The sequence below is a fragment of the Paenibacillus sp. FSL R5-0810 genome (assembly GCF_038002285.1).
Lineage (GTDB): Bacteria > Bacillota > Bacilli > Paenibacillales > Paenibacillaceae > Paenibacillus_AQ > Paenibacillus_AQ lactis.
Genome location: NZ_JBBOCF010000001.1, coordinates 4,679,965 through 4,703,766, shown reverse-complemented (window position 1 = coordinate 4,703,766; position 23,802 = coordinate 4,679,965). Strand labels below are relative to the sequence as shown.

Sequence of the window (23,802 nt, the reverse complement as noted above, 5' to 3'; positions counted from 1 at the left end):
GTAATATGAGGGCGTGTAGAAGGACTGAAGCGCGTTTTTTTATTTTCCTGCGACGGAGATTGTGATCTGACCGTTCTTATTATCTTGGCTGACCTTCAAATTCAGAATGTCGGACAGGAACTCAAGCGGCACGTATACGTGTCCGTTTCTCATCTCCGGTGCTGCACCGAGCTTGCGGGGGGCTTTTTTTCCAAGGAAGTAGCTGTCCTTGTTCAAGCTGATGGAGCTCCAAAGGGCACCCTTCGAAATGTCGGCGGCTTTGCGCTTGCCGTTCCATGCAACGTCGAACTGCAGCTGGCGCAGGGCGCTTGCCAACGGCACCATGATCTTGCCGTCTTTGCCGATGTAATGCTTGCCGGAAGGAATGATCGATTGGACAGCTCCGTGCACTTCCTCCTTACGGTCCGGAAGCTTAACGGCAAATTCGGGCGTGCCGGTTGATCCCGGGGCGATGCTGTATTCTTGGAACACGATGTACGCTTTGCCGTCCTTCACGTAAAAGCTCTGCTCGGGATCTACACCCTGAAAGCCGTCCTCCCCTTCAAAATAGCGCTCTTGATCTGCAGCGATCGCGGATTTAATATACGCATCCAGAATGGATGGGTACTTACTGCCGAACAGGTCCGCAAGCGTTACGCGCTTCGCTTCGGCCTCATTCGTGAAGTTGTACGTATCGATACGGGTATCCGGATTGTTCATGCCGGTCCCCTCCGTCGTGATTTTCAGGGAGACCAGACCGTTGTCCGAGCCGTCTGATGTCAGCTCATATTGAATCAGCAGCTGGTAGGGATGCATGGCGTAGCCGTTCTTTTGGGCCAGAGCTGCGGATGCCGCGGCCTCCTGTTCCCATTTTGCGAGATCCTTGAAGGCATGGGATTCAATGATATCGTTCAGCTGATCCTGATATTTAGCGTCGCTGAGACCTTGGAATACGGGAATGGTGATATCGGCCTCGAGCCATTTCTCGGTGGATTGGAGTGTCTTGCTGGTAACCAGCGGCGCGGCAAGCGCGGGAGCCGTGATCCGTCCGTTGCCGGAAGCGGCCTTGGCCTGTGCATGGACATGAGCGGAAGGAAGCCCGGAAGCGGACACCATCAGAATGCCTGCCAAGCCGGCCGCAACCAAGGTTTTGGTCCATTTTGTTGTATGCTGCATCGTTTTCATCGTAATTACCTCCTGGTGTTAAAAAAGGATATAGTCGTACAGTAGTTGTTAGTTGTTACATTGGAATCATGCCCAGCCGGGCTCGCCCGAGGTGATTTCCTGCTCCCTTACTCGGCGCCATTCATGTGGTTGATTTCCCGACATGTGACGCCACACCGTACACTGTGGAGCTATTGCGCGGTACAAAACGGCTTCTTATTAGTTATTTGATATACTCGTTGCTGACGAGCAAGTCCTGGATCGCCTCCGTTGGAATCGTGAATTCCACAACGCCCATGTAGCCCGGCGCTACGTCATATTCATCGAAGCTGATGACCAGCTTGCCGTCCTGATTAATGTAGAAGTTCTGATCCTTCGCGATGCTTCGGAACATCTCCTCTTCCGGCATATCGGGTTCGATGCCCGGCTGCTGAACCCAGTAGACCTTGTTAGGGTCGTCCTTCATCTGCTGACGCATTTGCTCTTTAATATTGTCGCTGATCGCTTGGATATAGCGGTCGTCGCTGAAGAGGCTCGGCAGCGTGATGACGATGTGATTGATTTTATCGATCGTATCGTATTTGCGGGATTCGGCGGATGATCCGGCCGATTCGACGACATAACGGGAGAGGGTCAGCAGCCGATCCGTATCGGTGACGACTTCATAGCCGCTTTCCAGCCCGAGATGTCCGCCCCCGCCTTTTTCCAGCTGAGCCACTTCATCCTTAAAGTCCTCGTACAGCTTCCTGTTTTCCTCCAAATACTTGGTATTTAGGGACTGCTCCAGCTCAGGATCGCCGGTGCCGGCAATGCCGGGCGTTTTAAGGTGCACATCGGTGTTTTCGTTCTGCTCGGCATATTCCCGGATGGTGATCACCTTGACGATCTTCCCGAGCACCGGCACTTCAGACAGCGCCTGGGCGAAGGCCGGGCTGGCGTTTACGCCGGCAAACAGCAGGATGCATGCAGCCGCGGCGCTGGCGAGCCAGGGCATGGCCTTTATTTTTTTTCGCCGGGAGGCGATCGTTCTGTTCACCATCTCGTTTAATTCATTGGGAATAGGAATGGACTCATACTCCTGCTTCATCCTATTCAGCTTGTCATGCATTATCGTCGCTCCTCCTCTTGGTCTTCCTCGCTCATGTTCACCCGAAGCTTCTGCAGTCCTTGATAGAGCCTTGTTTTCACGGTACTGAGATTCTCATGGAGCACTTCGGCAATTTCTTCGATCTTCATATCTTCAAAAAATCGGAGGATAATCACGATCCGGTATTTGTCCGGCAGTTCATCCAGTGATCTTGCCAGGTCCAGATTCGGATAATGGTCTTGACTGCTTGGCAGCACGACCTCCAGTTTTTCATCGTCCATGATTTGGACTTTTTTCTGTTTTCGTATGAAATCCAGGGATGTTGTCACAACGATCCGGAAAAACCAGCTTTTTAATGAACCCGTATACTTTAGGTTTTCCATGGACATGAACGCTTTGTGGATGGCGTCCTGTACGATGTCGAGGGCATCCTCTTTGTTGCGGACATAGCTGTAAGCCAGTCGATACGCCCTTTCCTGGTTTTCGGTGATGCATTGGATTAGAAGCTTCTCCAGCTTCCGGCCGCCTCTCATGTAATCAGACACTCCTTTGGGCCCGCGCGGGTAACCATCAATTGCAATTGCCTTACGGAAGCAAGACGTGCGAGTGGTTTGAAAAGTTTGATTAGCTTAAAAAAAATTTTGGTCTGCTGCGACCGTCCACGATTTAGCAGGCAGAGAAAGCCGCGCAACAAGCAAAAGACCCCAGCTTCACCGGGGTCCTGACGCTAACTTCTATTCACCTTCACATTTTTGGATAATAATCGCGGAATTATGCCCGCCGAAGCCGAACGAATTGGAGATGCCGATCCGCAGACCATCGGAGCGTCTGGCCCGGTTCGGTACATAATCGAGATCGCACTCGGGGTCTGGCGTTTCCAGATTGATGGTGGGCGGAATGACGCCCTCTTGCAGTGATTTGACGAGCGCGATCGCCTCGATGCCGCCCGAGGCGCCAAGCATATGGCCGGTCATCGATTTGTTGGCCGTCACCGGAATCCGGTACGCATGCTCCCCGAATACCTGCTTAATGGCCGCTGTTTCCGAACGGTCGCCAATGACGGTGCTCGTGGCATGGGCGCTGATGACATCGATATCGGCTGGCGACAGCCGTGCCTCGGCAAGCGCAGCTCTCATCGCCCGGGCAGCTCCTTCGCCATCCGCAGGAGTAGCAACCATATGATAGGCGTCCGAGCTGGCGCCGTAGCCGATCACTTCGCCAAGGATGGGAGCGCCTCTGCGCTTGGCATGCGTAAGCGACTCCAGGATCAGGATGCCGGCGCCCTCCGCCATGACGAAGCCGTCGCGATCCGCGTCGAACGGACGGCTGGCGCGGGCGGGATCGCCTTCCCGGGTAGAGAGGGCGGTTGCGTTCGCGAAGCTGGCGACGGATATGCCGGTCAGAGCCGCTTCCGTACCACCTGCAATGATGACATCCGAGCGGCCAGCCTGGATGTGATAAAAGGCCTCGCCGATGGCGGTGTTCCCGATCGAGCAGGCGGTCACCGGAGCGAGCGTCGGCCCTAACGTCCCGTACCGAATGCTGATCATGGCGGCAGCCATGTTGGGGATCATCATCGGCACGAGCGTAGGACTTATTCGCTCCGGCCCCCGTGAGGCCAACGTTTCGCTTTGATTCATGAGTGTCTGGATGCCGCCGATGCCGGAGCCGACGTAGACGCCCATGCGTTCCCGGTTGACCTGGGTCAGGTCCAGCCCGGAGCTGGACACGGCTTGATCGGCCGCTGCCAGGGCAAACTGGCAGAAGCGGTCCATGCGGCGGGCTTCTTTCGCGCCGAATCGCTCGTTTGGATCGAATTCTTTGACGGTGCCTGCTATTTTCACTTTATGCTTTAAGGTATCAAATGTATCGATAGGCGAAACGCCGGACTCGCCCCGGGACAGCCTCGCCCAGAAGGTTTCGGTGTCATTGCCGAGCGGCGAAATGACGCCCATGCCCGTAATCACAACTCTTTCCATAAGATGTCAGCCTCCTCTAAGACTTTATATCTTGTCTTGCTTAAGGCTATAATGTCACTAGTTATATCCTATTACAAGATAGTGTTTATCCTAGTATAATTACTGCTATCCTGAGCTGGATAGCGAGGGGGGACAGGTATGAACTCTCAAGTCAGGCTGCAGGCGCTGTCGGCGTTCCTGAAAGGCCAGCGGGCCAAAATATCGCCGGAATCCGTCGGCTTGCCGCCAGGTACGCGCAGAAGAACGCCGGGGTTGCGCCGGGAAGAAGTGGCACAGCTGGCCGGCGTTAGCACCACCTGGTATACATGGCTGGAGCAGGGACGGGACATTCAGGTGTCCTCGTCCGTGCTGGATTGCGTTGCGAATGCGCTGCAGCTGAATGCGGATGAGCGGCGGTATTTGTACTCTTTGGCATTTGAGGGGGGTGGGGAAGTGTACCCCGTTCAGCAGGAAGCCGTTCAGATCAGTCCTTCGCTGCAGAAGATCATGACAGAGCTCAAGCTGTGCCCTGTCGTGATCTCCGACCGGATGTGCAACATCGTCGGGTGGAACCGGGCCGCAGCCTTCGTATTCCTGGATTTCGACCGGATTCCGCCGGAGGAACGGAATATGATCCGCCTGCTGTTCACACGCCGCGAATTCCGGCGGCTGGCCGTGAACTGGGAGCAGTTCGCCAGCGGTTATCTGGCGATGTTCCGGTCCTACTACGGACAATATGTCGGAGATGAATGGTATGACCGATTTCTGGAAGAAATGAAACGGAAGAATCCGGATTTTACCCGGATGTGGGAGGAGAGCCAGGTCAGCTACGCGCCGGAGGTGCATCTGGAATTCAGGCATGCGAAGGCCGGAAAAATGGTGTACGAGCTCACCTCGCTGAAGGTGTACGGGAATGCCGACCTGCGCTGCAGCATCTACACGCCTGCACCGGACACGAATACGGAAGCGAAGCTGCGGCAGCTGATGGAGGAGATGGGGGGGTGAGTTAGGGTCTGGGTCTGTTTTCGGCATTAAATTTAGCCATACAAAAACTGCACCCCCAATATGTTAGATGGTGTCCAACATTAGGGGTGCAGTTCAGCGGTACAGCTTCCGTGCACTAAGCAGAATGCTTAACACGGCGGCAACACCTTTGAGAATGTTCAGCAGCTCCACAAGGGTGATCATGGCATCATCCCCTTTAACAAGAGGCTAACGCCGTGATCACTCCACCGCACTTTGTCCTTGTAGATGAGTATAGCATCATAATAAAACGCTTGTCCCAGTAAATTCCAATAATCTGCGACAAACGGTGTACTATAGTTTAGGTCAGTCGATCACACCCCAAACTTCCTGCTCGCCTACACCCAGTCCCGCCGCAGCGTGAACAGCTCCTTCAATTCATCGGTGGAGAGCTCGGTAATCCAGCCTTCGCTGCTTGAGATGACCTGATCGCTGAGCATCTGCTTGCTCTCCAGCATCTCATCGATCCGTTCCTCGAGCGTTCCCATAGAGATGAACTTGTACACCTGGACATCCTTGGTCTGGCCCATCCGGTAGGCCCGGTCCGTTGCCTGATTCTCAACGGCCGGGTTCCACCAGCGGTCGAAGTGGAACACGTGGTTGGCGGCGGTCAGGTTGAGACCGACGCCGCCCGCCTTAATCGACAGGATCATCACATTCGGCTGTTCATTTGGGGGCAGCGACCGGGATTGGAACCGCTCGATCATGCTGTCCCGGGCCCGCTTGGTCGTGCTTCCGTTCAGGTACAGCACCGGCTCGCCAAGCTCTTGCTCCAGCACCTGGCGCATCATATCGCCCATGCCGATATATTGGGTGAAGATCAGGCAGCGCTCGTCTTCTTCCCGCAGCTCCTTCACCATGGACAGCAGCCGCTCCAGCTTCGCAGATCTGCTCACGATCGCTTCGGTGTCGAGAAGCCCGCCCGTTCCCGGCAATTCGGGAAGCGGCTCCTTCGTCAGCAGAGCAGGATGGTCGCAGAGCTGCTTGAACTGCGTCAAGGCGGCCAAGATCGCGCCTTTGCGCTCGATGCCTTCGAGCTTTTGCATCCGCTCCAGCAGTCCGCTTACCGTCTGATCGTACAGGGCGCCCTGCTCGGCGGTCAGATGAATATAGGTCTTCATCTCGTTCTTCTCCGGCAGGTCGAGCTGAATGGCCGGATCCTTCTTCTTGCGCCGGAGCATGAACGGCTTGATCAGCTTCTGCAGCTCCGCCATGCGCTGCTCGTTCTTGTCCTTCTCGATTGGTTGAATGAACCGCACGGTAAATCCGCGGAGACTGCCGAGATATCCCGGATTGATGAAATCGTAGATCGACCACAGCTCCGAGAGGCGGTTCTCGATCGGCGTACCGGTCAAGGCGACGCGGTGCCTTGCGGGAAAGCTGCGGACAGCGGCGGATTGCTTGGTGTCTGCGTTTTTGATGTTCTGGGCCTCGTCGATGCCGATGGACTCCCACTTGACGTCCCTTAACAGCTCCTGGTCGAGCGTGGCGGTCGCATAGGAGGTCAGCACGATGTCGGCATCATAGGCCATCCGATAAAATGCTTCGCCACCGCTTCGCTTGCCTCCGTAATGAAGCATGACCCGCAGCGTCGGTGCAAAGCGCTCCAGCTCCTTCTGCCAATTGCCTAGAACCGAGGTCGGGCAGATCAGCAGCGATGGAAGCGGCTCTTCGCCGCGCTGCCGCACCGTGTCCTTCACATGCAGGAGGTATGCGATGAACTGCACGGTTTTACCAAGGCCCATGTCGTCGGCAAGGCAGGCTCCGAGGCCGTAATGCCGCAGGTAAGCAAGCCATGCAAAGCCGTCCCGCTGATAGGTTCGAAGCTCGGCCTTAAGGTCTGGCGGCACGGGAAGCTCCGGCCATTCTTCCTGCCGGCCGAGCCGCCCGATCAGCTTCACGAAATGCTCGTTAAGCTCTACCTCCAGCTTCACCCGATCTGCGTCTGATGAAGATTCCCCGGCGGCTTCGGACGTCTCCGCTTCGTCGCTGCTGCCCAGTAAATGCAGCTGAAGAATGTCTTGGAAGGACAGCCCCTCTTCGCGGTTCATGCCCGCCATCATCTGACGGATCTGCGCGACGAGGGCCGGATCGAGCGGAATCCACTCCCCTCGGAACCGGACAAGCCGTTCGTTCCGGGCGACAAGGTCGGCGAATTCGGCCTCAGTCAGCGTGGATTCGCCGATGGCGATACGCCAGTCGAAGTTGACCAGCGAATCCAAGCCGAACAAGGAGCCACCGCTGCTTCCTCCTGCGGCCTCGCCTTCCCCTGCGCGCACCTTGGCCCGCAGCTTCGGCTTCTTCCGGCGCGCCGCTTCCCACCAGGCGGGAAGCAGCACCTGCCAGCCGGCCTCCAGCAGCCGAGCGCTGTCGGCCGTCAGAAACTGCCAGGCGGCCTCATCGGAGAGGGGCTTGCCGAGCACTTGTTCACCATGGCCGTCAAAGAAGCGGTCCGGCAGTGCCGCTCTCAAGCTTCGGAGCCAGCCGGGAGAGCGCTCGGCGATATGGGCAGCCCATGTGTCCGGCCAAGCACCATGCGCCGTTCCGTCTTCCGCCAGCCGTATGTCGGTAAAAGCCGCCGCGTCCTGCTTGTCCTGCAGCACAAGCGCAAGACGCCAACTCGTCTCTTCTTCATCGGGCTCCAGCAGCTGCAGCAGCGGACGGAAGGGAGCGGTATCCGGACGCCATCCGATGGAGATGAGCCAAGCCGCCGCGTCCATGCCGGCTGCCGCCGCCCGTTGCGGCGTGAAGAGCAAAGGATATTCTCTGCGCAGATCGGCTGCCGCTTCTTCCGTTCCATAATATAGGCGGTGAACATAGGCCGAGAAGGAAGCGCGCAGTCCCTCATCCCATGTTTCGTCCGCGCACAGCAGGGCGAGCTTCTCCTGCCCCTCATGGGTTAAAGCCTGCTCATCCCACACCCACTGCAGCTTTCCGGCCTTGTAGGCGCCGAAATCGGGAACAAAGCGGCGGTCCCTCGCGCACGCAGCGAGGGCAGGGGCCAATTCGATAAAGGGAATACAGGCTTCATCCCACAGCCATTCGATATGTTCCAGCAGCTGCAGGTCCGCGAAGAACGGAATGGCCTGTTCAGCCGGCAGTATGACGACCTCGATATCGGAGACGGATTGGACCGTGAGCTCCGTGCCGTAGAAGGAGTCCTCATGCCAAGCAAATAAGCGATGCTTCAAATACGTTCCGGGTACATAGCCCTGCATCAGGGTCGAGCCGTAAATCACCGCGTCCCCGAATTCGCTTATAGCCATATGAATCGTGATGGTTTCCGTGTATTTGCTCATGATATCAGCTTTCCTCTCCGCAGCTCTTCTTGAAATGCGCGCAGCCTGCTGTTGCGGACGGATAGGGACGTGATAAACAAATCCCAGCGTTCCTGCTGCTTGAGCTTCTTATACAGCTTGGCCAACCGCTTCAGCAGCTTGACGGCAGCTTTGTAGCCGTCCCGGTTCTTATGGAGAATGTAGCGTTCGACCGCCTGGTGGTAAAACGGCAGCAGAAGCTCCGGCGCATGCTTCTCAACAGGCGCAAGGTCGCTTACCCTCAGCTCCAGCGGTTCTCTGCCCGTGCTCAGCTGATAATCGATCCACTCCCGCCAGCGGCCGTGGGTCATGAGCGCATTTTGGTAAATGTGCTTGGAGTATGGAAGCAGGGAGGCAAGGCAATTCCACATGCGCTCGGCCGCCTCCGGAACATGCTCGATCACCGCATCCCAGTAGTCCTGGTAACGGCTGAGATGTTCGTTTCGATGGCTGCCAAGCAGCGGGCCGATCTCCGGAAGCCAGCGGGCGAGTCGTTCCCACTCGGAAGCCGAATACAGCATATGGAAGAAGCCCAACACGAATTCGGCCGAAAGGGTGCTGAGCTTGTCCGCTTCCCGGAGCAGCTCCCAGGCCGCCTCGTCTTGCCTCATATAGAAGTGCATCAGGCTCTGTGACGTCAACCATGCCGCACGGGAGAGCGATGCGCCGAAATCGCCTTCGGCCGCTTGCAGCTCCTTAAGCTCATCCGCATATGTCTGCTGATTCTCCCCGTAAACCGGGCTGATCCAGTAGATCCACAGCTGCATATAGACCTTGGCAAAAAACTTCCGGTTCCTCGGCTCGACCAGCATGCTCCTGCGGATATACGCCTTGGTTTCGTCCAGGCGTTCCCGAAACGCCTCTCCCGGTTCAATGTCTTCAAGTCCGTCTTTTAAGATTCTCCCGATTTGGTCTTGGACGTGGTCAGCTGCCACTTGGGTATGGTAGCCGATATAGGAGCCGGAGGAATTCCAGGCGCTCGCCTGCTGCTTTACCAGCTTCTCCAGTACAAAGAGATGGGCATGCAGCCCGTATAGCGGTTCCAGATCGGCAGGCAGAGGCGGCTTGATATGATGAAGGGCGGCCAAGGCGTTTTTGGCGTAAAACGAATTTTGGGTGTTCGTTCCGAGCGAAGCCGTGCAAATATCAAACAGCTCATGCCATGCCGTAATAGGCAGCGTCGGCAGCTGCTCCGCTTTGTCTCTCCATTTCTGGGGGCTCGGAGCAGCCTGCCCTGCTGCAGTCCTGGGCCGTAGAGAGTTGGGAGTAATGGGGGAGCTGGCCCAGGACATCGAATGTGCATTGACGAGGGCGTGAATGGACCGCCCTTGCTGCTGGGCGTAATCCAGCAGAACGGCCGCCATATGCTTGCATGCCCCTTCAACAGGGCATGAGCATTCGCTGTCGCTCAGGGAATTGACGCGAAGCCGGACCTGATAGGGTTCCGCAACCGAGCCTTGTACGAGGGCATCGATCACCCCGGAGGAAGGGTCAGACAGCTCGCTTGAGCGGACGCGGCCTTGCTTGAAATATTGAAAGCCCCTCTTGATCGTGAGGTCGCTGAAGGTCTGGGTCGTTCGCTGAATGAGTTCCTGCCACTGCATATCGTCTAAGGTCAAGTATGAATTCATGTTCGCATAGTCTCCTAAGAGAATTTATATCCATGTATCCATTTAATCTATCATATTCACAGAATTGGCGAAACAAGGCCAAGAAGCCGAAACAGTGGAAAAATTCCCTAACATGCATGAAACAGGGGGCCGAAGAGAGAAAGGGAGCTAGAAGCCATCGGGAGAAGAGAAACGTACGCGCCAAAGGGAGCTCCATATCCTCAGCAAGCAGCAGATGTGCGTGACAAGCAGCGGTAGGGAGCCCCCCAGGTTTTAAGCAAATCTTCCAAAAGGAACTTGCATGTTATTTGCCGTCAGGCTTCCTTTTATAGACGACGGTTCTTCTTATCATCAATGTACAGCTCGACCGCCGTGATGAGCCGGATCAATAGCTTGATCAGAAGAAACAGCGCATAAAGGCCAAGCAGTGCCAATAGCCCCTGAACGATTAATGCGATAAGCGGCAAGAATGCAAATGCGGAAAAACTCATGCTCACAGTCCATCACCTCCTCCAATAGAATCAATTGCTCTGGATCCGGGCGACGATGTTTGAGCTGCAGGAAGGATGTTTTCATATTAAATCAATTAGGAGAAGAACATGTATCCTTTATATCTTGCGCCCTTTTCGCCTTGTAAGCTTTAATCCATTTTCGTTTAGCAAAATAAAACCAAAAATAAAAACGAGTTTTAGAAATTGTATTTTTCAGGGTTTTTAAAAAAGTCGAGATAATTATATCTTCCAATAGGCTCAAAGGTCTTCCTGTCCTCATTGAACTCCAAAACAATTACTTCTCCACTCAGTCCAGAATTAGTTTCTGTTTCAACTATAGCTATTCTGTTCTCAGCTAGTTGTACAACTGACTCGCTGACGTATGATGGAAAATCAGGAGCATTATTTTGGGGGACTGGCTTAAGAGCAATAATTATAAGACAAATTAAGATTCCAATCATAATAGTTAATTTGCTTTTTTCCTGCACTGCTTCTCCTCCTAATAGGTTTTTTAAGTATCTAATTATAAAAACACATTTTATCAAATAATGTTTGTTTCATATCGGGACATATTGTACTCTTTAGAGCTGGTAGTTTGCCAAAGCGGTGCTACTGATCTCGGGTCAAGTTAACGAATTTTTAATTAAATTTCTGTCTAATTGGTGGTAATCGTAATATGCATCGGGCACAGCCGCGCACAATCGGGCGCGGGAAACGGCTCTTGGTGTTCCAAGCCGAATCGGACACTGGGAAGTAACCGGTGCTTGCCTGTATTGCATATTTCTGCAAATCTAAACGGCTTGTGATAGATTATAAAATGCAGCTCAAAGCATTGGCTTCGCAGGCATGCAAAGCTCCCCCGGCCTGCTGCTGCTGACCATGTGCAAGAGCTTTTAATTGGAGTCTTCTAAGCTTACTAATGGCTTCAAGGCCCCTTGGGCCAAGAAATCTTCCGGTTTAAAGACAAGCTGCAGAAGGTAATATGTAAGGCTGCAAAAGGCGCTCCCATAAGCTGCTTCCTGGATATCTGGTGAGCGGGATGGAGGGAACTTATATTTTCCTCCCTAAGCCTTTAATACCATTTACTTGAGTCTTAAGTATCCTCTAAGATAGGTAATAAACTTGGTGGATGTCGACCGTTGTCCAATTTTGTAGTAACCGCATACAAAGTTAACTAGCCTTACGGACCCATTCCCTAGGGTATAAATGAGGTGAACGCATTGCAGCAATGGCTTGGGAAATCATTAAAGCATAAATTATCGCTGCTTATCATTATTACGACGATGGTTCCTTTGCTGTTTCTCGGCTTTTTCTCTTTTAACATGGCGGAAAGCCTGACGGAGGAGAAGGCCAAAATTACGGGCATGAATACCTTGCGCCAGCTTGAAGCGTATCTCGATACGATGGTGAAGGATGTTGAGAACATGTCGCTGTTTCTGATCGGCCATAACGGCGTGCAGTCCTATCTGAAGTCGTCCGAGAGCAATTACGTCCAGCAGACGACCGTCATCAACTTTTTGACCAATCTGGCGTTTTCCAAAGACTATATCGCCAACATTATCGTGGAGCCGCTCGGCAATAAGGATCCGATTTCCCATAAATCGCTGGTGCGATCCGAGTTCAAGGACATTACGGAGGAGATTCCGGATTATTACGCGCAGCATCCGAAATGGTGGTCTTTCGTCCACCGGCAGTGGACTTTTGAAGGAGTCAGGAAGGTGATCACCCTGGCGAGGCCGATCCGCAGCACGGACAAGTACAAGCCGATCGGCAATTTGCAGATCAACCTCGATCAAGCGGTCATCGCGAACCAATTCCGGCAAGCGGTGCTGGAGAAGAGCGGCTTCGTGCTGCTTCTGGACGAGCAGAACCGGATCATCGTCGGCCCGCCGGATATGGAGACCAATCTGACGCTTTCGGATTACTACCCTTCCATCGGCGAATTTGAAGGCGACAGCGGCAGCATGGATTACGGCAAGGATGAAGACAAGAAGACGATCCTATATAAAAAAATGTCCAGTGTGAACTGGAAGCTCGTCGGCATCATCCCGTCGCAGGAGTACCGCTCGCAGAACCAATACTTTTTGAAGCTTACGGCGGTGGCGGTCACCGTGGCCGTCGTGTTCGTGATCGTGCTCGTCCTGTTTCTGATCCAGAAAATTACGAACCCGCTGTCCGTGCTCGCGAAGTTCCTGAAAAACTCCAGTCCCGAGGAGCCGCTGCCGGCCCTCCCGGTCAAAACGGTTGACGAGGTCGGCCAGCTGATTATCAGCTATAACCGACTAAGCTCGCGGATCGTGAAGCTGACCGATGAGGTAAAGCTGAGCGAGTCGCTGAAGAAGGAAGCGGACATGCACGCGCTGCAGGTACAGATCAATCCGCATTTTCTTTACAATACGCTATCCTCCATCCACTGGCTGGCCCTGATGAACCAGGATGTAAAGATTGCCGAGATGGTGGGCTCGCTCAGCGACTTTCTGCGGTTCAGCCTGAACAACGGCCAGGAATACTGCACGATTCAGCAAGAGATCATGCATGTCCGCCATTATGTGAATATTCAGAAGATCAGGTACCCGGACAAGTTCGAGTTTGACGTCCGCGTGGAGGAGAGCTTGTATAACCAGACGATGCTGAAGCTGCTGCTGCAGCCCCTCGTGGAAAACTCCATGCTGCATGGTATTTTGAGCCGGGACGGCCTAGGGACGATTACGATATACGGGGAGCGCGTACCGGGCGGGATTCGCTTCACCGTGGAGGATGACGGAATCGGGATGTCCCCGGATCGCCTCAGATGGCTGCAGGAGCAATTGACGGAGCATCCGCAGCAGCAAGAACGGGAGAAAGCCGGGCGCGGGAGCTACGGGCTGCGCAATGTGCATAAACGGCTTCTTCTCCATTACGGGCGGGATGCCGGCTTGGAGATCGAAAGCACCGAAGGTGCCGGAACCCGGGTCCTGTTTACGATACCGGATACGATGGATGACACCGGCCATGAAGGAATTAACAAAGGGGATGACAAACCTTGAAGGTATTGATCGTTGATGATGAAGTGATCATTCGCAATGGTCTGAGCACGGTGATTCAATGGGCGGAGCATGGCTATACGGTGCTTCCCCCCGCGGCTTCGGCGGAGGAAGCCCTTCAGCGGCTTCCGCTCGAGATGCCGGATATTATATTTACCGACATTCGGATGACGGGCGCAAGCGGGCTCGATCTGGCTCATGAGGTACGGCAGCGTTATCCCGAGATCGAGATCATTATCATCTCCGGCTATGACGAGTTCGTTTATGCCCAGCAGGCGATGCGGGAGGGGGTCAGTGATTATCTGCTCAAGACGAGCAGGCCGACCGAAATCATTGAGGCTGCCAATCAGGCGAGGGCACGGATTGAAGCACGCAGGCAGCATCACGCCAAGGGCAGGGAGCAGGAAGCCGCCGTTAACCGCAGCTTTCTGCGAAGGGTGCTTGCAACGGGCTTTTCGCCCGATGAAGCGAGCATAGCTGAGTTGTGGAACCGATATCCCCAGCTTCGCATCGAAGCGGGCAAGTCGCTTCAAATTTGGCTGCTGTCCATTCAGGCGATGGAGCAAGGGGACGAAGCATCCCGGCCAACCGAATGCAACGCATCCCTAGGCTCCGTCCTCGCCGAAGAGCTGCCCTGCGCGTGGATTGAATGGAACGGCGCGCTGCTTGTGCTCGCTAGAACCGAGCCAGGCTTCCCGGACCGGGTGAACGCCGCCGTCCGAGCGTGGGAGTCCCGGCACGGCTGCCGGGTCTTAGCCGCAAGCGGCCGGCCCGTTCATGAGGCCTCGGAGCTGCATATTGCCTTGGCTTCGGCGGAGGAAGCCGCCTCCTATGCATGGCTGCTGAGGCATGAGCGGAGCATCCGCTATGAGGACATCTCCGGCCGTAAAGGGATCCGGACCGTATGCACGCAGGACGAGGAAGCGGAGCTCGCTTCGCTGCTTCGTTCCGGCCAGGAGCCGGCTCTATATGCCTGGATCGGGCGTTTGCTCGAGCGGATTTCAAGCGATCCGGACGCAACCCCGGGATCGGTGCAGGCATATCTGCATTCCCTGCTCATCTATGCGCAGCGCTGGCTTGAACGCGCGGCGGACTCGATCGGGTATTCCAGCCCGCTGGCTTCGGAGGAGCCGATCCATTTCGGGGAGTTGAAGATTTCGCCGGAGAGCGTGCTGACCCGTTATCTCGGGCTGATCATGAAGCAGTACGGTGAAATGGTATCGGCGACGACACCGGTTCAACGGGCGATCGCCTATATTCACGAGCATTTGGGCCAAAGCCTGTCGCTCCAGCAGGTTGCCCGCCATGTGCACATGAATCCGAACTATTTCAGCGAGATGTTCAAGAAGGAAACCGGTCAAAATTATATTGAATTCGTCACCCAGGCGAAGCTGCGGAAGGCCATGGTGCTGCTTCGGGAGACACCGGCCAAAATCAGCGAAATTGCCAATGAAATCGGCTATGAGGACATCAAGTACTTTAACCGGCTGTTTAAGAAATGGACCGGACAGACCCCGTCGGAATATCGGGCAAATCCTGAATTTTGTCCCTCTATGGACTGAAGTATATCCCCTATGTAAGCGCTATATCCTCTTTTATACTAAAGACGATCATCAAGAGATTAACCCATCCGAACGATTATAAAAGGGGGATTTAACTATGAGACCAGGAAGAAAAATAGGTCTAGTCCTGCTGGCCATGTCTCTGCTCCTGGCCGCTTGCGGCGGCGGAAAGAGCAGTGAGAAGGCCGGCGAGAGCACGAACGGCTCGGAGAAGGTAAAGCTGACGATCTGGCACAACTTTGCCGGTGACGACCTGCGGGCGAAGGCCGTTCGCAGCTATATCGATCAGTTCGCACAGGATCATCCGGAGGTTACGCTGGACGCACAGGCGATCCCGCCGGACGGCTATCGCCAGCGCTTGAGCACGGTGGCTGCCGCCAACGAAATGCCGGACGTATTCTTCGTCTATGCCGGAAGCCAATCGTCCGAGCTGCATCAAGCGAAGCTGCTCCAGCCGATTACGGAAGTGCTGGATGCGCATCCGGAATGGAAAGAGAAGTTCCTCCCTGGCGCATTCGATCCATTCGAATTTGAAGAAGGCCAGATATATTCCGCTCCGCTCGGAATGTCGGCGACATCGATCCTGTATTACAACAAGGCGCTCTTTGAGAAGCACAACGTGAAGGTGCCAACGACGTGGGATGAAATGATGACCGCGATCAAGACGTTCAACGACAACGGAATCACGCCGATTGCGCTTGGCAACAAGGCGCCGTGGGTAGCCCAGTCGACGATTCTCGGCTCGCTTGCGGACCGGGTAACGGGTACGGAATGGTTCAAGAATGCCGCTGCCCAGCAGGGAGCGAAATTCACCGATCCGGAATTCATCGAGGCGCTTGGCTATTTCAAGCAGCTCGTGGATAACAAGGCGTTCCAAGAAGGCGCGAACAGCATTGATAACACGCAAGCCGAGCAGTACTTCATTCAAGGCAATGCAGCGATGATGATCAGCGGTGCTTGGACCTTGACGAATCTTGCGGCATCTTCTACGGAAGAGCAAATGAAGGACATTGAAGTAACCACATTGCCGGCGATTCCAGGCGGCAAAGGCGAAGCGAACACCATTTCCGGCGGCGCCGGCGGCGGACTTGCGCTCAGCAGCAGAACCGAGGGCAAAGCGAAGGAGCTCGCACTGGAGCTGATCTACACCGTGAGCGGACCGGAAGCCCAGAAATCCATTGCCGAGAGCAATTCCATGGTTATGTACGATGCCGAGATCGACCAATCCAAAGTAACTTCCCTTTACTACAAGGCGTACAACCTTGTGAAATCGACGGGAATCACGCCGGTATACGATGCTTATCTGTCTGCAGAAGCAGCTGAAGTCATCAACAACGGTCTGCAAGAAATTATGATGGGCGGCTCCGTTGAAGATGTGGCTAAGAAGCTGCAGGATGCGCAAGCCAGATCCGCTACTCCGTAAATTGTCAGCCCTGAACATGCTTAAGGATAAGGATAGGAGGAGGAGGCTGCCATGCCTACAGCGATGAGAAGCAAAGGATTTATAGCCATAGCGCTTCTTCCTGCGCTTCTGTTGTTTCTGATATTTGTCATCATCCCGGTGTTCTGGTCGGCCTATTACGGATTTTTCAGCTGGAAAGGGTTTGGTGAAGCCACGTTTATCGGACTTGATAATTATAAAGAGATGTTCAAGGATCCGATCTTCTGGCGCGCTCTTCGCAACAACTTGATCCTGGTCGTGTCCTCGATTATCGGTCAGGTGCCCATCGCGTTGGTTCTGGCGATCGTCCTGTTTAAAAATTCGCTCTTCAGCCGGTTCATCCGTTCGGCCGTATTTATGCCGATGGTTCTTTCCACGGTGGTTGTCGGCCTCATCTGGGGGTACATCTACCACCCGCAGTTCGGAATTGCAAACCACGTGCTGGAAATGCTCGGATTGGAATCGTGGACCCGGGCCTGGCTGTCGGATCCGAAGGTGAATATGCTGGCGATTTCGATTCCGATCAACTGGGCCAACGTCGGCCCGTATCTGGTCATCTTTATCGCAGCGCTGCAAAACATCTCCCCGGAGATTCATGACGCAGCCAAAATCGACGGATCCTCGGGCTGGAACAAGCTGAGAAACATTACGCTGCCGATGATCTGGAGCACGGTCGTCGTTACCATCGTGCTCTGCATCTCGGGAAGCTTGAAGGCGTTCGACCACGTTATCGTCATGACGGGCGGCGGACCGGCGCAATCGACGGAGCTGCTTGCCACCTACATGTACAACAGCACGTTCAGCGTCTATCGTTACGGTTACGGCTCGGCCGTATCCACCATGATCATGATTGTCAGCGCGATCCTGATCGCCATCAACTATTTTGCAACGCGCAGAAAGTCAAGTTAACAGGAAGGAGTGAGCGACATGAATTTACAGACAACCGGTATCGGAAGCGCTTCGGGAAAAAGAACGATCATGAAGGGATTATCCGGGTTCGTCAAACTGCTGCTGCTTGGTTACGCCATTCTTACGCTCTACCCCCTGTACTGGCTTTTTACGAGCGCGTTTAAATCCAATCAGGATTTCTTTACCAATCCTTACGGCCTGCCGAAGGAATGGATGTCAGAGAACATATTCCGGGCGTGGGAGCTTGGAAATATGGGCCGCGCGATGCTGAATTCGACCGTGGTGACCATTATATCCGTCGCCCTGACGATTCTGCTCAGCGTTCTTGCTGCCTATGTGCTGTCCAGATTCCAGTTCCCGTTCAAAAAGGCCGTCGTGGTTCTGTTCACGACAGGCCTGCTGATCCCGATTCACAGCACGCTTGTACCGCTGTTCATTATGATGAAGAACATCGGCCTGCTCGATACGTACGGGGCGCTCATTCTTCCCTACACGGCGTTCGAGCTGCCGATCGCAATCTTCCTGTCGATGGCTTATATGTCATCGATTCCAAGGGAGATCGAGGAAGCGGCCATGATCGACGGCAGCGGCTGGTGGGGAATCTTCGGCAGAATGATTCTTCCGCTCTGTATGCCGATCGTGGCAACCATTTCGATTCTGGCGTTCCTGCGGTTCTGGAACGATTTCTCCTTCGCGCTCGTCTTTATCAATACCCAAGCGCTGAAGACGCTGCCTCTCAGTCTGTCGCTCTTCTCGGACGGCTTCGGTACGGATTATGCGTTGACGATGGGAGCTATGGCCATCGCGGTCATTCCGACCATTGTCGCTTACCTGATCCTGCAGGAGCAGATCATGAAGGGCATGGTGGCCGGCTCGATTAAAGGTTAAGTCAGCTGCAAGGGAAATTAACAAACTGTACCGTATAGCGGGAATACAGTCGATGGATTCAGGAAGTTCCACTTCATATGCATCTTGAAAACCCTCTACCGATTCATTCGGAAGAGGGTTTTTGTTGATGGCGGTGGATTCAACGTGTTAATTTTTAAAAAATTCATGCACGATTTTCGGCGATGTCATGCTTGCAGAAGAAATATAATGAGAACAAATGGCGGTGCCTGGATTACCCCAAAGCAGCTCACAACATGAACCACGGTCGCACATGGCGTGCCAACAAAGGATACGGGAGGAATTTTGCATGATATCAGCCTCGAATCAACAGGAATATTACCAGGCGCTGCTGGAGAAGAAGTCGGAATACGAGGGCGTCTTTTATGTAGGCGTTAAGACAACCGGCGTATTCTGCCGCCCGACATGCCCGGCAAGGAAGCCGAAAATCGAGAACTGCGAATTTTTTGGGACGGCCGAAGAAGCGCTGCTTGCTTCCTACAGGCCCTGCAAACGATGCCGGCCGCTTTCGCATCCCAATCAGGTGTCCGACCTGGTTCGGCTGCTTGTAGACGCGGTGGAGGCAAACCCGGAGAAGAGATGGACCAACCAGGACTTTCAGGAGCTGTCGGTGGATGCCTCAACGGCGAGGCGCCAATTCAAAAAGCGGTTCGGGATGACCTTCGTCGAATATGCAAGGGCGCGGCGGATGGGGCTTGCCTTGAAGCAGATCCGGGAGGGACATGCCGTCATCGATGCCCAGCTGACGATCGGTTACGAGTCCAGCAGCGGGTTTCGGGATGCCTTTTCCCGGATTATGGGCGCAGCGCCTACCCGGTCAGGCCATCACCGTGTTCTAAGAGCTTCCTGGCTGGACACGCGCCTCGGGCCGATGATCGCGATTGCGGACGAGGAAGCGTTATATTTGCTTGAATTCGTTGATCGCAGAGGGCTGGAGCGCGAGGTTGAACGACTTCGGCGGAGAACCCGTTCGGCAATCATTCCGGGTTGCACCGCCCCCCTCCGTTCGATTGAGCGTGAGTTGGGCGAGTATTTTGACGGGAAATTAACGGTGTTTCAAACCCCTCTGCGCATGTTGGGATCTCCGTTTCAAACCGAAGTCTGGAGTCGGTTATTACAGATTCCTACCGGTCAAACGTCTTCGTATGGCGAAATCGCGGCAACGATGGGAAAGCCAACCGCGTACCGTGCTGTTGCTCAGGCGAATGGGGCGAATCAGCTCGCGATTGTCATACCCTGTCATCGCGTGATCAATGCGAATGGTGAATTGGGCGGGTACGGCGGGGGATTGTCGCGCAAGCAGTGGCTGTTAAACCATGAGAGGGCGATGGGGGCCGGAGCTGATAATTAGACTTAAGTCGTAGGGAATGGTCTTAGCTCGGGCCGGACTTTTTTTGTATCGATTAAGTAGTCGTTCGTATGATGTATTCAGATGGAAGGTCTTTAAAATAAAGAGCATAGCTTCCACTATCGGAGAAGGGAGACTGATCATCGTGATGGATCAAGAGCGATTACCCCAATGGGTCACCAATTATCTGAACTATATTCAAGTTCCGTTAAAGGAGCCTTCCTATGCGTATTTAACTGAAATCTGCACGGCGCATCATAACCGGATTCCGTTTGAGAATATCAGTACACTCCTTCGATTCCATGAGTATCATCAAACAGGAAGCCTCCAGGAAGATGCAAAGCGGTTCGTGGATCAGCTGCTGCAGTTCAATATGGGGGGGACCTGCTACATGATCAACAGCAGCCTTCAACAGTTGTTGACACAGCTTGGTTTCCGCAGCCGCTACACGTTGCTTGGAGGCGGGCATGTCGGATTGCTCGTTCAGCTTCCTGATGAGGAGGAAGAGGTCTATGTGGATTGCGGGAATGCAGCACCATTCTTTCAGCCGGTTCGATTGATGAGCGAGCCCGATTACGTGTCTGCGTATGCCGGTATTGAAGTAAGATTACGCCCAGCCGGCGAACCGGGAACCTATGCGTATTACCGGTATGTCGACGGCAAGCTGCAAACGGATCTCTTGTGGACCTTCGATACGAGAAAAACCTATCAATTTGATGATTTCCAGCCTGCGATACGGCAATATTTCAAGCCGGATGATATGTTTACTTCGACCTTGCGCTGCCAGCTTTGGCAGCTGGATCAGCAGCGTTCGCTGTCCTTGGTCAACAATGGTTTGAGCATCCGGTATATCGATGGAACGGTCGAGAAGCGGGTATTGTCGGATCTTGGAGAATTACGTGAAGTCATCAATCAAGAATTCAAACTCCCCAAGCTGCCGGTAGAAGAGGCGGTTAATGTTCTCCGGCAGCTCGGGGTGGATATATGGAAGGAATAATGATGCCTCTTTTCATAGAAGCGAAATCCCATAGGCCGCCGCCAGTTGGTTGAAGAATACTCATGGGCTGCCGTCAGTAAGTTGAAGAATACTCATGGGCTGCCGCCATTGGTTGAAGAATGCTCATAGGCCGCGTATTCGTTGAAGAATACACTCAAATGAGGCGCTCAGGACTCGCCGGGACGGTGGCAGCTTCCCGGAATTTAACCGGCGACATGCCGTAGTTGGCGCGGAAGACGCGGTGGAAGTAGGAATAGCTGGCGAACCCCGAGGTTTCCGCGATTTCCTCCAGCGTCATCGTGCTGTATTTGATCCGCTCAACGGCCGCGTTGAGGCGGATTTCCAAAGCATATTGAATCATCGTCTTGCCGTAATACTCCTTGAACAGCTTGACTGCCCGCGACAGGCTCAGGCCGACGTGCTTTGCCGCATCCTCCAGCTTAAAGGTAACCGTGGCATGCTCCTCCACAAACCGCTTCAGCCGGAGGGCTGTAAAGGCGAGGCGGTCGGCCGGCTTCGTCTCGGTAATGGCGCGATCCAGGCTGAGGCACAGCCCGCGCAGCAGGTAGCCTGTCATTTCATCGTTTTCCCCGTCCATTCCGCGCCGTTTCTCCAAGAGGAGATGTCTCCATAGTCCAAGCAGATGATCGTCCAGCCCGATCCGGCTGACGACCGGGCGCTGTATCCGGCCCCACCATTCATCGATCCATGCCCCATCGCAAAATATGAAATAATCCCCGCTGGACACGCGGCCTTCCCCGCCGCCGTCCTTGACACGCAGCTCGTACTCGTCGCCGGGCTTCAGCAGCAGCAGATCTCCCCCCTGCACATGGTGCACGATTCCGTTGCAGTACACCTCACAGGATCCTTCCGTCTGCAGACGAAACAAATAGTTCGTCAAGCCGCCCCGATGGCTGTTGCTGAATTGCTGGAAGTGGTACGAATAGTCGCAGATCAGCAGTCTTGCATCCATAATGGCCAAAACCTCCAGTGAAAAATATAAGCAGATAGTTCATGTTGCAGCCATATTGTTTATGTTCATTTTAGCCCATTTCCTTGTATGATAGTAGCAGATTGAGCATTAACCCAAATTTTGAATCGAGGTGCGCCAAACATGAGAAGAATGAATATCGGTTTGCAAATGTACACGCTGCGCGACGAGACGGCACAGGATTTCCGCGGTACGCTCCGCAAGGTGGCGGAATTGGGTTATGAGGGTGTTGAATTTGCAGGCTACGGAGACATTCCCGCCGAAGAAATGAAAACGCTTCTTCAAGAGCTCGGACTGAAAGCGATCGGCAGCCACGTCGGTCTGCATCTGCTGCGCGAGGATCTGCAGAAGGAGATCGATTACCTGAAGACGATCGGCGCGAAATATATGATGTGTCCATACGTTGCTCCGGAGGACCGCGAGAATGCCGAGGATTGGAAGAAGCTGTTCGCGTTCTTGGAAGAGGTAGGGGCTGAAGCCCGCAAGCAGGGTCTTATCTTCGGTTATCACAACCATGCATTTGAATTTGAAGATAAAGTGGATGGAGCGTTCGTATTTGATGCCATGTATGCGGCAACCTCACCTGAAGCTGTGCAAGTGGAAATGGACGTATGCTGGGTACAATTTGCCGGTCAGGACCCGCTTGCCTATATTCCGAAATATGCTGGCCGTCTGCCGCTTCTCCATCTGAAGGACTTCAGCAAGGATGCCGAGGGGAACATGAAGACGCTGGAGCTTAGCCAGGGCGACGTAAACCTGCCGGGCGTCATTCAGGCTGCATCCGATGCAGGCACGGAATGGCTGATCGTTGAGCAGGACGTATGCCAGAATCCGCCGCTCCAAAGCGTGGAGAACAGCATGAACTGGCTGAAGCAGAACTATTTGAACCAATTTTAATTAATTCGTACCTGAGAACGAGGAAAAGGAGAATTGTTCATGAGCAAAATTAGAGTAGCTGTATTCGGCTGCGGCGCGATCGCCCAGCGCAGACATATTCCTGAGTATGCCAACAATGAGAACGTGGAGCTGGTAGCCTTCGCCGATCCGGTGAAGGAGCGTGCCGAAGAAATGGCGGCCCAGTACGGCGGTACGGCGTACACGGACTACCAGGAGTTGCTGAAGAATGAAAAGCTGGATGCCGTAAGCGTATGTACACCAAACTACCTGCATGCGCCAATGACGATCGCGGCAGCTAATGCCGGCCTGCATGTGCTGGTCGAGAAGCCGATGGCTTCCAATGCCGAAGAAGGGGAGCAGATGATCGAGGCTGCCCGCAAGAACGGCGTTTATCTGATGGTCGGACACAACCAGCGCCTGATGCCTCCGCATGTGAAGGCGAAGGAAATTCTGGACTCCGGCAAGCTCGGTAAAGTGCTGACCTTCCGTACATCCTTCGGTCATGGCGGTCCGGAGGGATGGAGCTTGGACGGACGCGACAGCTGGTTCTTCCGCAAGGAGGAAGCGGTTATGGGCGCCATGGGCGACCTCGGCGTGCACAAATCCGACTTCATCCGTTACTTGCTGAACGATGAAATCGTGGAAGTTGCCGGCTTCATCGGCACAGTTCATAAAGAAGGCACCGACGTGGACGACAATGCGACTTGTATCGTGCGCATGAAGAGCGGGGCCGTAGGCACCTTGATGGCGAGCTGGACGCATTACCGGGCCGGCGACAACGGCACCGTGCTCTGGTGCGAGAAGGGTGCCATGAAGATCGGTACGGTTCATGGCGACGAAGTGATCGTCGAGCTGACCGACGGCACGGTTGAGACATATAAAGTCGGTGCGATGGCAACGAACGAGAAGCAGGTGCCGAGCGGCGTTATCGACGAGTTCGTGGAGTGCATCCTGACCAATACGCCTCCGCGGATTTCCGGCGAAGAAGGTCTCCGTTCGCTCAACGTAATTCTGGGCGCGTTCGAATCCCAGGCTACCGGCAAAATCGTGAAGCTGTAATAAGTTCATAAGAGAGGGGAGCCGTATCATACGGCTCCCC

At 54.3% G+C, this 23,802-nt stretch carries 19 protein-coding genes; 10 read left to right on the top strand and 9 right to left on the bottom strand.

From position 1 onward, the window contains the following. Positions 1–39: 39 nt before the first annotated feature. The 4 genes from MKX76_RS20925 to fabF all read right to left on the bottom strand — a co-directional run bounded on the left by MKX76_RS20925 (position 40) and on the right by fabF (position 4,209). Positions 40–1,164: a stalk domain-containing protein gene (locus MKX76_RS20925; protein WP_341034549.1), complete on the bottom strand. Its 1,125-nt coding sequence runs from the start codon at positions 1,162–1,164 to the stop codon at positions 40–42. 202 nt (positions 1,165–1,366) lie between these two features. Then, on the bottom strand, positions 1,367–2,251 hold the full coding sequence (locus tag MKX76_RS20920; protein ID WP_341034548.1) for a DUF3298 domain-containing protein: 885 nt from the start codon (positions 2,249–2,251) through the stop codon (positions 1,367–1,369). Further along, positions 2,251–2,763, bottom strand: a complete 513-nt coding sequence (locus tag MKX76_RS20915) for an RNA polymerase sigma factor (RefSeq protein WP_210094246.1) — start codon at positions 2,761–2,763, stop codon at positions 2,251–2,253. Before MKX76_RS20915 ends, MKX76_RS20920 begins: the two co-directional genes overlap by 1 nt. Before the next feature lie 201 nt (positions 2,764–2,964). After that, entirely contained in the window at positions 2,965–4,209 is a 1,245-nt protein-coding gene (fabF, locus tag MKX76_RS20910; protein ID WP_210094245.1) for a beta-ketoacyl-ACP synthase II, read from the bottom strand. 138 nt (positions 4,210–4,347) lie between these two features. On the opposite strand from fabF, the gene MKX76_RS20905 reads away from it, so the two are divergent. Further along, positions 4,348–5,193, top strand: a complete 846-nt coding sequence (locus MKX76_RS20905) for a helix-turn-helix transcriptional regulator (protein ID WP_341034547.1) — start codon at positions 4,348–4,350, stop codon at positions 5,191–5,193. Positions 5,194–5,549: 356 nt separating this feature from the next. Here MKX76_RS20905 and MKX76_RS20900 read toward each other — a convergent pair whose 3' ends face one another. The 4 genes from MKX76_RS20900 to MKX76_RS20885 all read right to left on the bottom strand — a co-directional run bounded on the left by MKX76_RS20900 (position 5,550) and on the right by MKX76_RS20885 (position 11,117). Continuing rightward, positions 5,550–8,510, bottom strand: a complete 2,961-nt coding sequence (locus MKX76_RS20900) for a DEAD/DEAH box helicase (protein ID WP_210094243.1) — start codon at positions 8,508–8,510, stop codon at positions 5,550–5,552. Beyond that, entirely contained in the window at positions 8,507–10,159 is a 1,653-nt protein-coding gene (locus tag MKX76_RS20895; RefSeq protein WP_210094242.1) for an SWIM zinc finger family protein, read from the bottom strand. The genes MKX76_RS20900 and MKX76_RS20895 overlap by 4 nt, the downstream gene beginning before the upstream one ends. A 305-nt stretch (positions 10,160–10,464) precedes the next feature. Then, positions 10,465–10,635 (bottom strand): hypothetical protein, encoded by a 171-nt coding sequence (locus MKX76_RS20890; protein WP_210094363.1) that lies wholly within the window; start codon positions 10,633–10,635, stop codon positions 10,465–10,467. 191 nt (positions 10,636–10,826) lie between these two features. Beyond that, positions 10,827–11,117 carry a hypothetical protein gene (locus tag MKX76_RS20885; protein WP_210094241.1) on the bottom strand — a complete coding sequence of 97 codons (291 nt, stop codon included), beginning with the start codon at positions 11,115–11,117 and terminating at the stop codon, positions 10,827–10,829. A gap of 732 nt (positions 11,118–11,849) precedes the next feature. On the opposite strand from MKX76_RS20885, the gene MKX76_RS20880 reads away from it, so the two are divergent. The 7 genes from MKX76_RS20880 (at position 11,850) to MKX76_RS20850 (ending at position 20,815) form a co-directional block, all read left to right on the top strand. Then, positions 11,850–13,655, top strand: coding sequence for a sensor histidine kinase (locus MKX76_RS20880; protein ID WP_007130660.1), 1,806 nt, complete (start codon positions 11,850–11,852; stop codon positions 13,653–13,655). Next, complete coding sequence (locus MKX76_RS20875; protein ID WP_341034545.1) at positions 13,652–15,214, top strand: response regulator transcription factor; 1,563 nt, start codon at positions 13,652–13,654, stop codon at positions 15,212–15,214. Before MKX76_RS20880 ends, MKX76_RS20875 begins: the two co-directional genes overlap by 4 nt. Before the next feature lie 97 nt (positions 15,215–15,311). Next, positions 15,312–16,637: an extracellular solute-binding protein gene (locus MKX76_RS20870; RefSeq protein ID WP_007130658.1), complete on the top strand. Its 1,326-nt coding sequence runs from the start codon at positions 15,312–15,314 to the stop codon at positions 16,635–16,637. A 51-nt stretch (positions 16,638–16,688) separates the two neighbouring features. Continuing rightward, positions 16,689–17,564 (top strand): carbohydrate ABC transporter permease, encoded by an 876-nt coding sequence (locus tag MKX76_RS20865; protein ID WP_007130657.1) that lies wholly within the window; start codon positions 16,689–16,691, stop codon positions 17,562–17,564. An 18-nt stretch (positions 17,565–17,582) separates the two neighbouring features. Continuing rightward, positions 17,583–18,452 (top strand): carbohydrate ABC transporter permease, encoded by an 870-nt coding sequence (locus MKX76_RS20860; RefSeq protein WP_210094238.1) that lies wholly within the window; start codon positions 17,583–17,585, stop codon positions 18,450–18,452. Positions 18,453–18,759: 307 nt separating this feature from the next. After that, positions 18,760–19,821 carry a bifunctional transcriptional activator/DNA repair enzyme AdaA gene (locus tag MKX76_RS20855; protein WP_007130655.1) on the top strand — a complete coding sequence of 354 codons (1,062 nt, stop codon included), beginning with the start codon at positions 18,760–18,762 and terminating at the stop codon, positions 19,819–19,821. A 145-nt stretch (positions 19,822–19,966) separates the two neighbouring features. Further along, complete coding sequence (locus MKX76_RS20850) at positions 19,967–20,815, top strand: arylamine N-acetyltransferase (protein ID WP_040738813.1); 849 nt, start codon at positions 19,967–19,969, stop codon at positions 20,813–20,815. 154 nt (positions 20,816–20,969) lie between these two features. On the opposite strand, the gene MKX76_RS20845 is transcribed toward MKX76_RS20850, so the two are convergent. After that, complete coding sequence (locus MKX76_RS20845; protein WP_007130653.1) at positions 20,970–21,788, bottom strand: helix-turn-helix domain-containing protein; 819 nt, start codon at positions 21,786–21,788, stop codon at positions 20,970–20,972. A gap of 141 nt (positions 21,789–21,929) precedes the next feature. Between MKX76_RS20845 and MKX76_RS20840 the strand changes: the two genes are divergently transcribed. Together MKX76_RS20840 and MKX76_RS20835 are read left to right on the top strand one after the other, a co-directional pair. Further along, positions 21,930–22,703 (top strand): sugar phosphate isomerase/epimerase family protein, encoded by a 774-nt coding sequence (locus MKX76_RS20840; protein WP_007130652.1) that lies wholly within the window; start codon positions 21,930–21,932, stop codon positions 22,701–22,703. A gap of 39 nt (positions 22,704–22,742) precedes the next feature. Beyond that, complete coding sequence (locus MKX76_RS20835) at positions 22,743–23,762, top strand: Gfo/Idh/MocA family protein (RefSeq protein WP_007130651.1); 1,020 nt, start codon at positions 22,743–22,745, stop codon at positions 23,760–23,762. Positions 23,763–23,802: the final 40 nt, after the last annotated feature.

Coding starts and splice junctions, on each gene's coding strand:
- MKX76_RS20920 (WP_341034548.1), bottom strand. CDS start 2,251: ATGCATGACAAGCTGAATAGGATGAAGCAGGAGTATGAGTCCATTCCT.
- MKX76_RS20845 (WP_007130653.1), bottom strand. CDS start 21,788: ATGGATGCAAGACTGCTGATCTGCGACTATTCGTACCACTTCCAGCAA.
- MKX76_RS20870 (WP_007130658.1), top strand. CDS start 15,312: ATGAGACCAGGAAGAAAAATAGGTCTAGTCCTGCTGGCCATGTCTCTG.
- MKX76_RS20865 (WP_007130657.1), top strand. CDS start 16,689: ATGCCTACAGCGATGAGAAGCAAAGGATTTATAGCCATAGCGCTTCTT.
- MKX76_RS20915 (WP_210094246.1), bottom strand. CDS start 2,763: ATGAGAGGCGGCCGGAAGCTGGAGAAGCTTCTAATCCAATGCATCACC.
- MKX76_RS20860 (WP_210094238.1), top strand. CDS start 17,583: ATGAATTTACAGACAACCGGTATCGGAAGCGCTTCGGGAAAAAGAACG.
- MKX76_RS20850 (WP_040738813.1), top strand. CDS start 19,967: ATGGATCAAGAGCGATTACCCCAATGGGTCACCAATTATCTGAACTAT.
- MKX76_RS20925 (WP_341034549.1), bottom strand. CDS start 1,164: ATGAAAACGATGCAGCATACAACAAAATGGACCAAAACCTTGGTTGCG.
- MKX76_RS20895 (WP_210094242.1), bottom strand. CDS start 10,159: ATGAATTCATACTTGACCTTAGACGATATGCAGTGGCAGGAACTCATT.
- MKX76_RS20840 (WP_007130652.1), top strand. CDS start 21,930: ATGAGAAGAATGAATATCGGTTTGCAAATGTACACGCTGCGCGACGAG.
- MKX76_RS20855 (WP_007130655.1), top strand. CDS start 18,760: ATGATATCAGCCTCGAATCAACAGGAATATTACCAGGCGCTGCTGGAG.
- MKX76_RS20900 (WP_210094243.1), bottom strand. CDS start 8,510: ATGAGCAAATACACGGAAACCATCACGATTCATATGGCTATAAGCGAA.
- MKX76_RS20835 (WP_007130651.1), top strand. CDS start 22,743: ATGAGCAAAATTAGAGTAGCTGTATTCGGCTGCGGCGCGATCGCCCAG.
- fabF (WP_210094245.1), bottom strand. CDS start 4,209: ATGGAAAGAGTTGTGATTACGGGCATGGGCGTCATTTCGCCGCTCGGC.
- MKX76_RS20905 (WP_341034547.1), top strand. CDS start 4,348: ATGAACTCTCAAGTCAGGCTGCAGGCGCTGTCGGCGTTCCTGAAAGGC.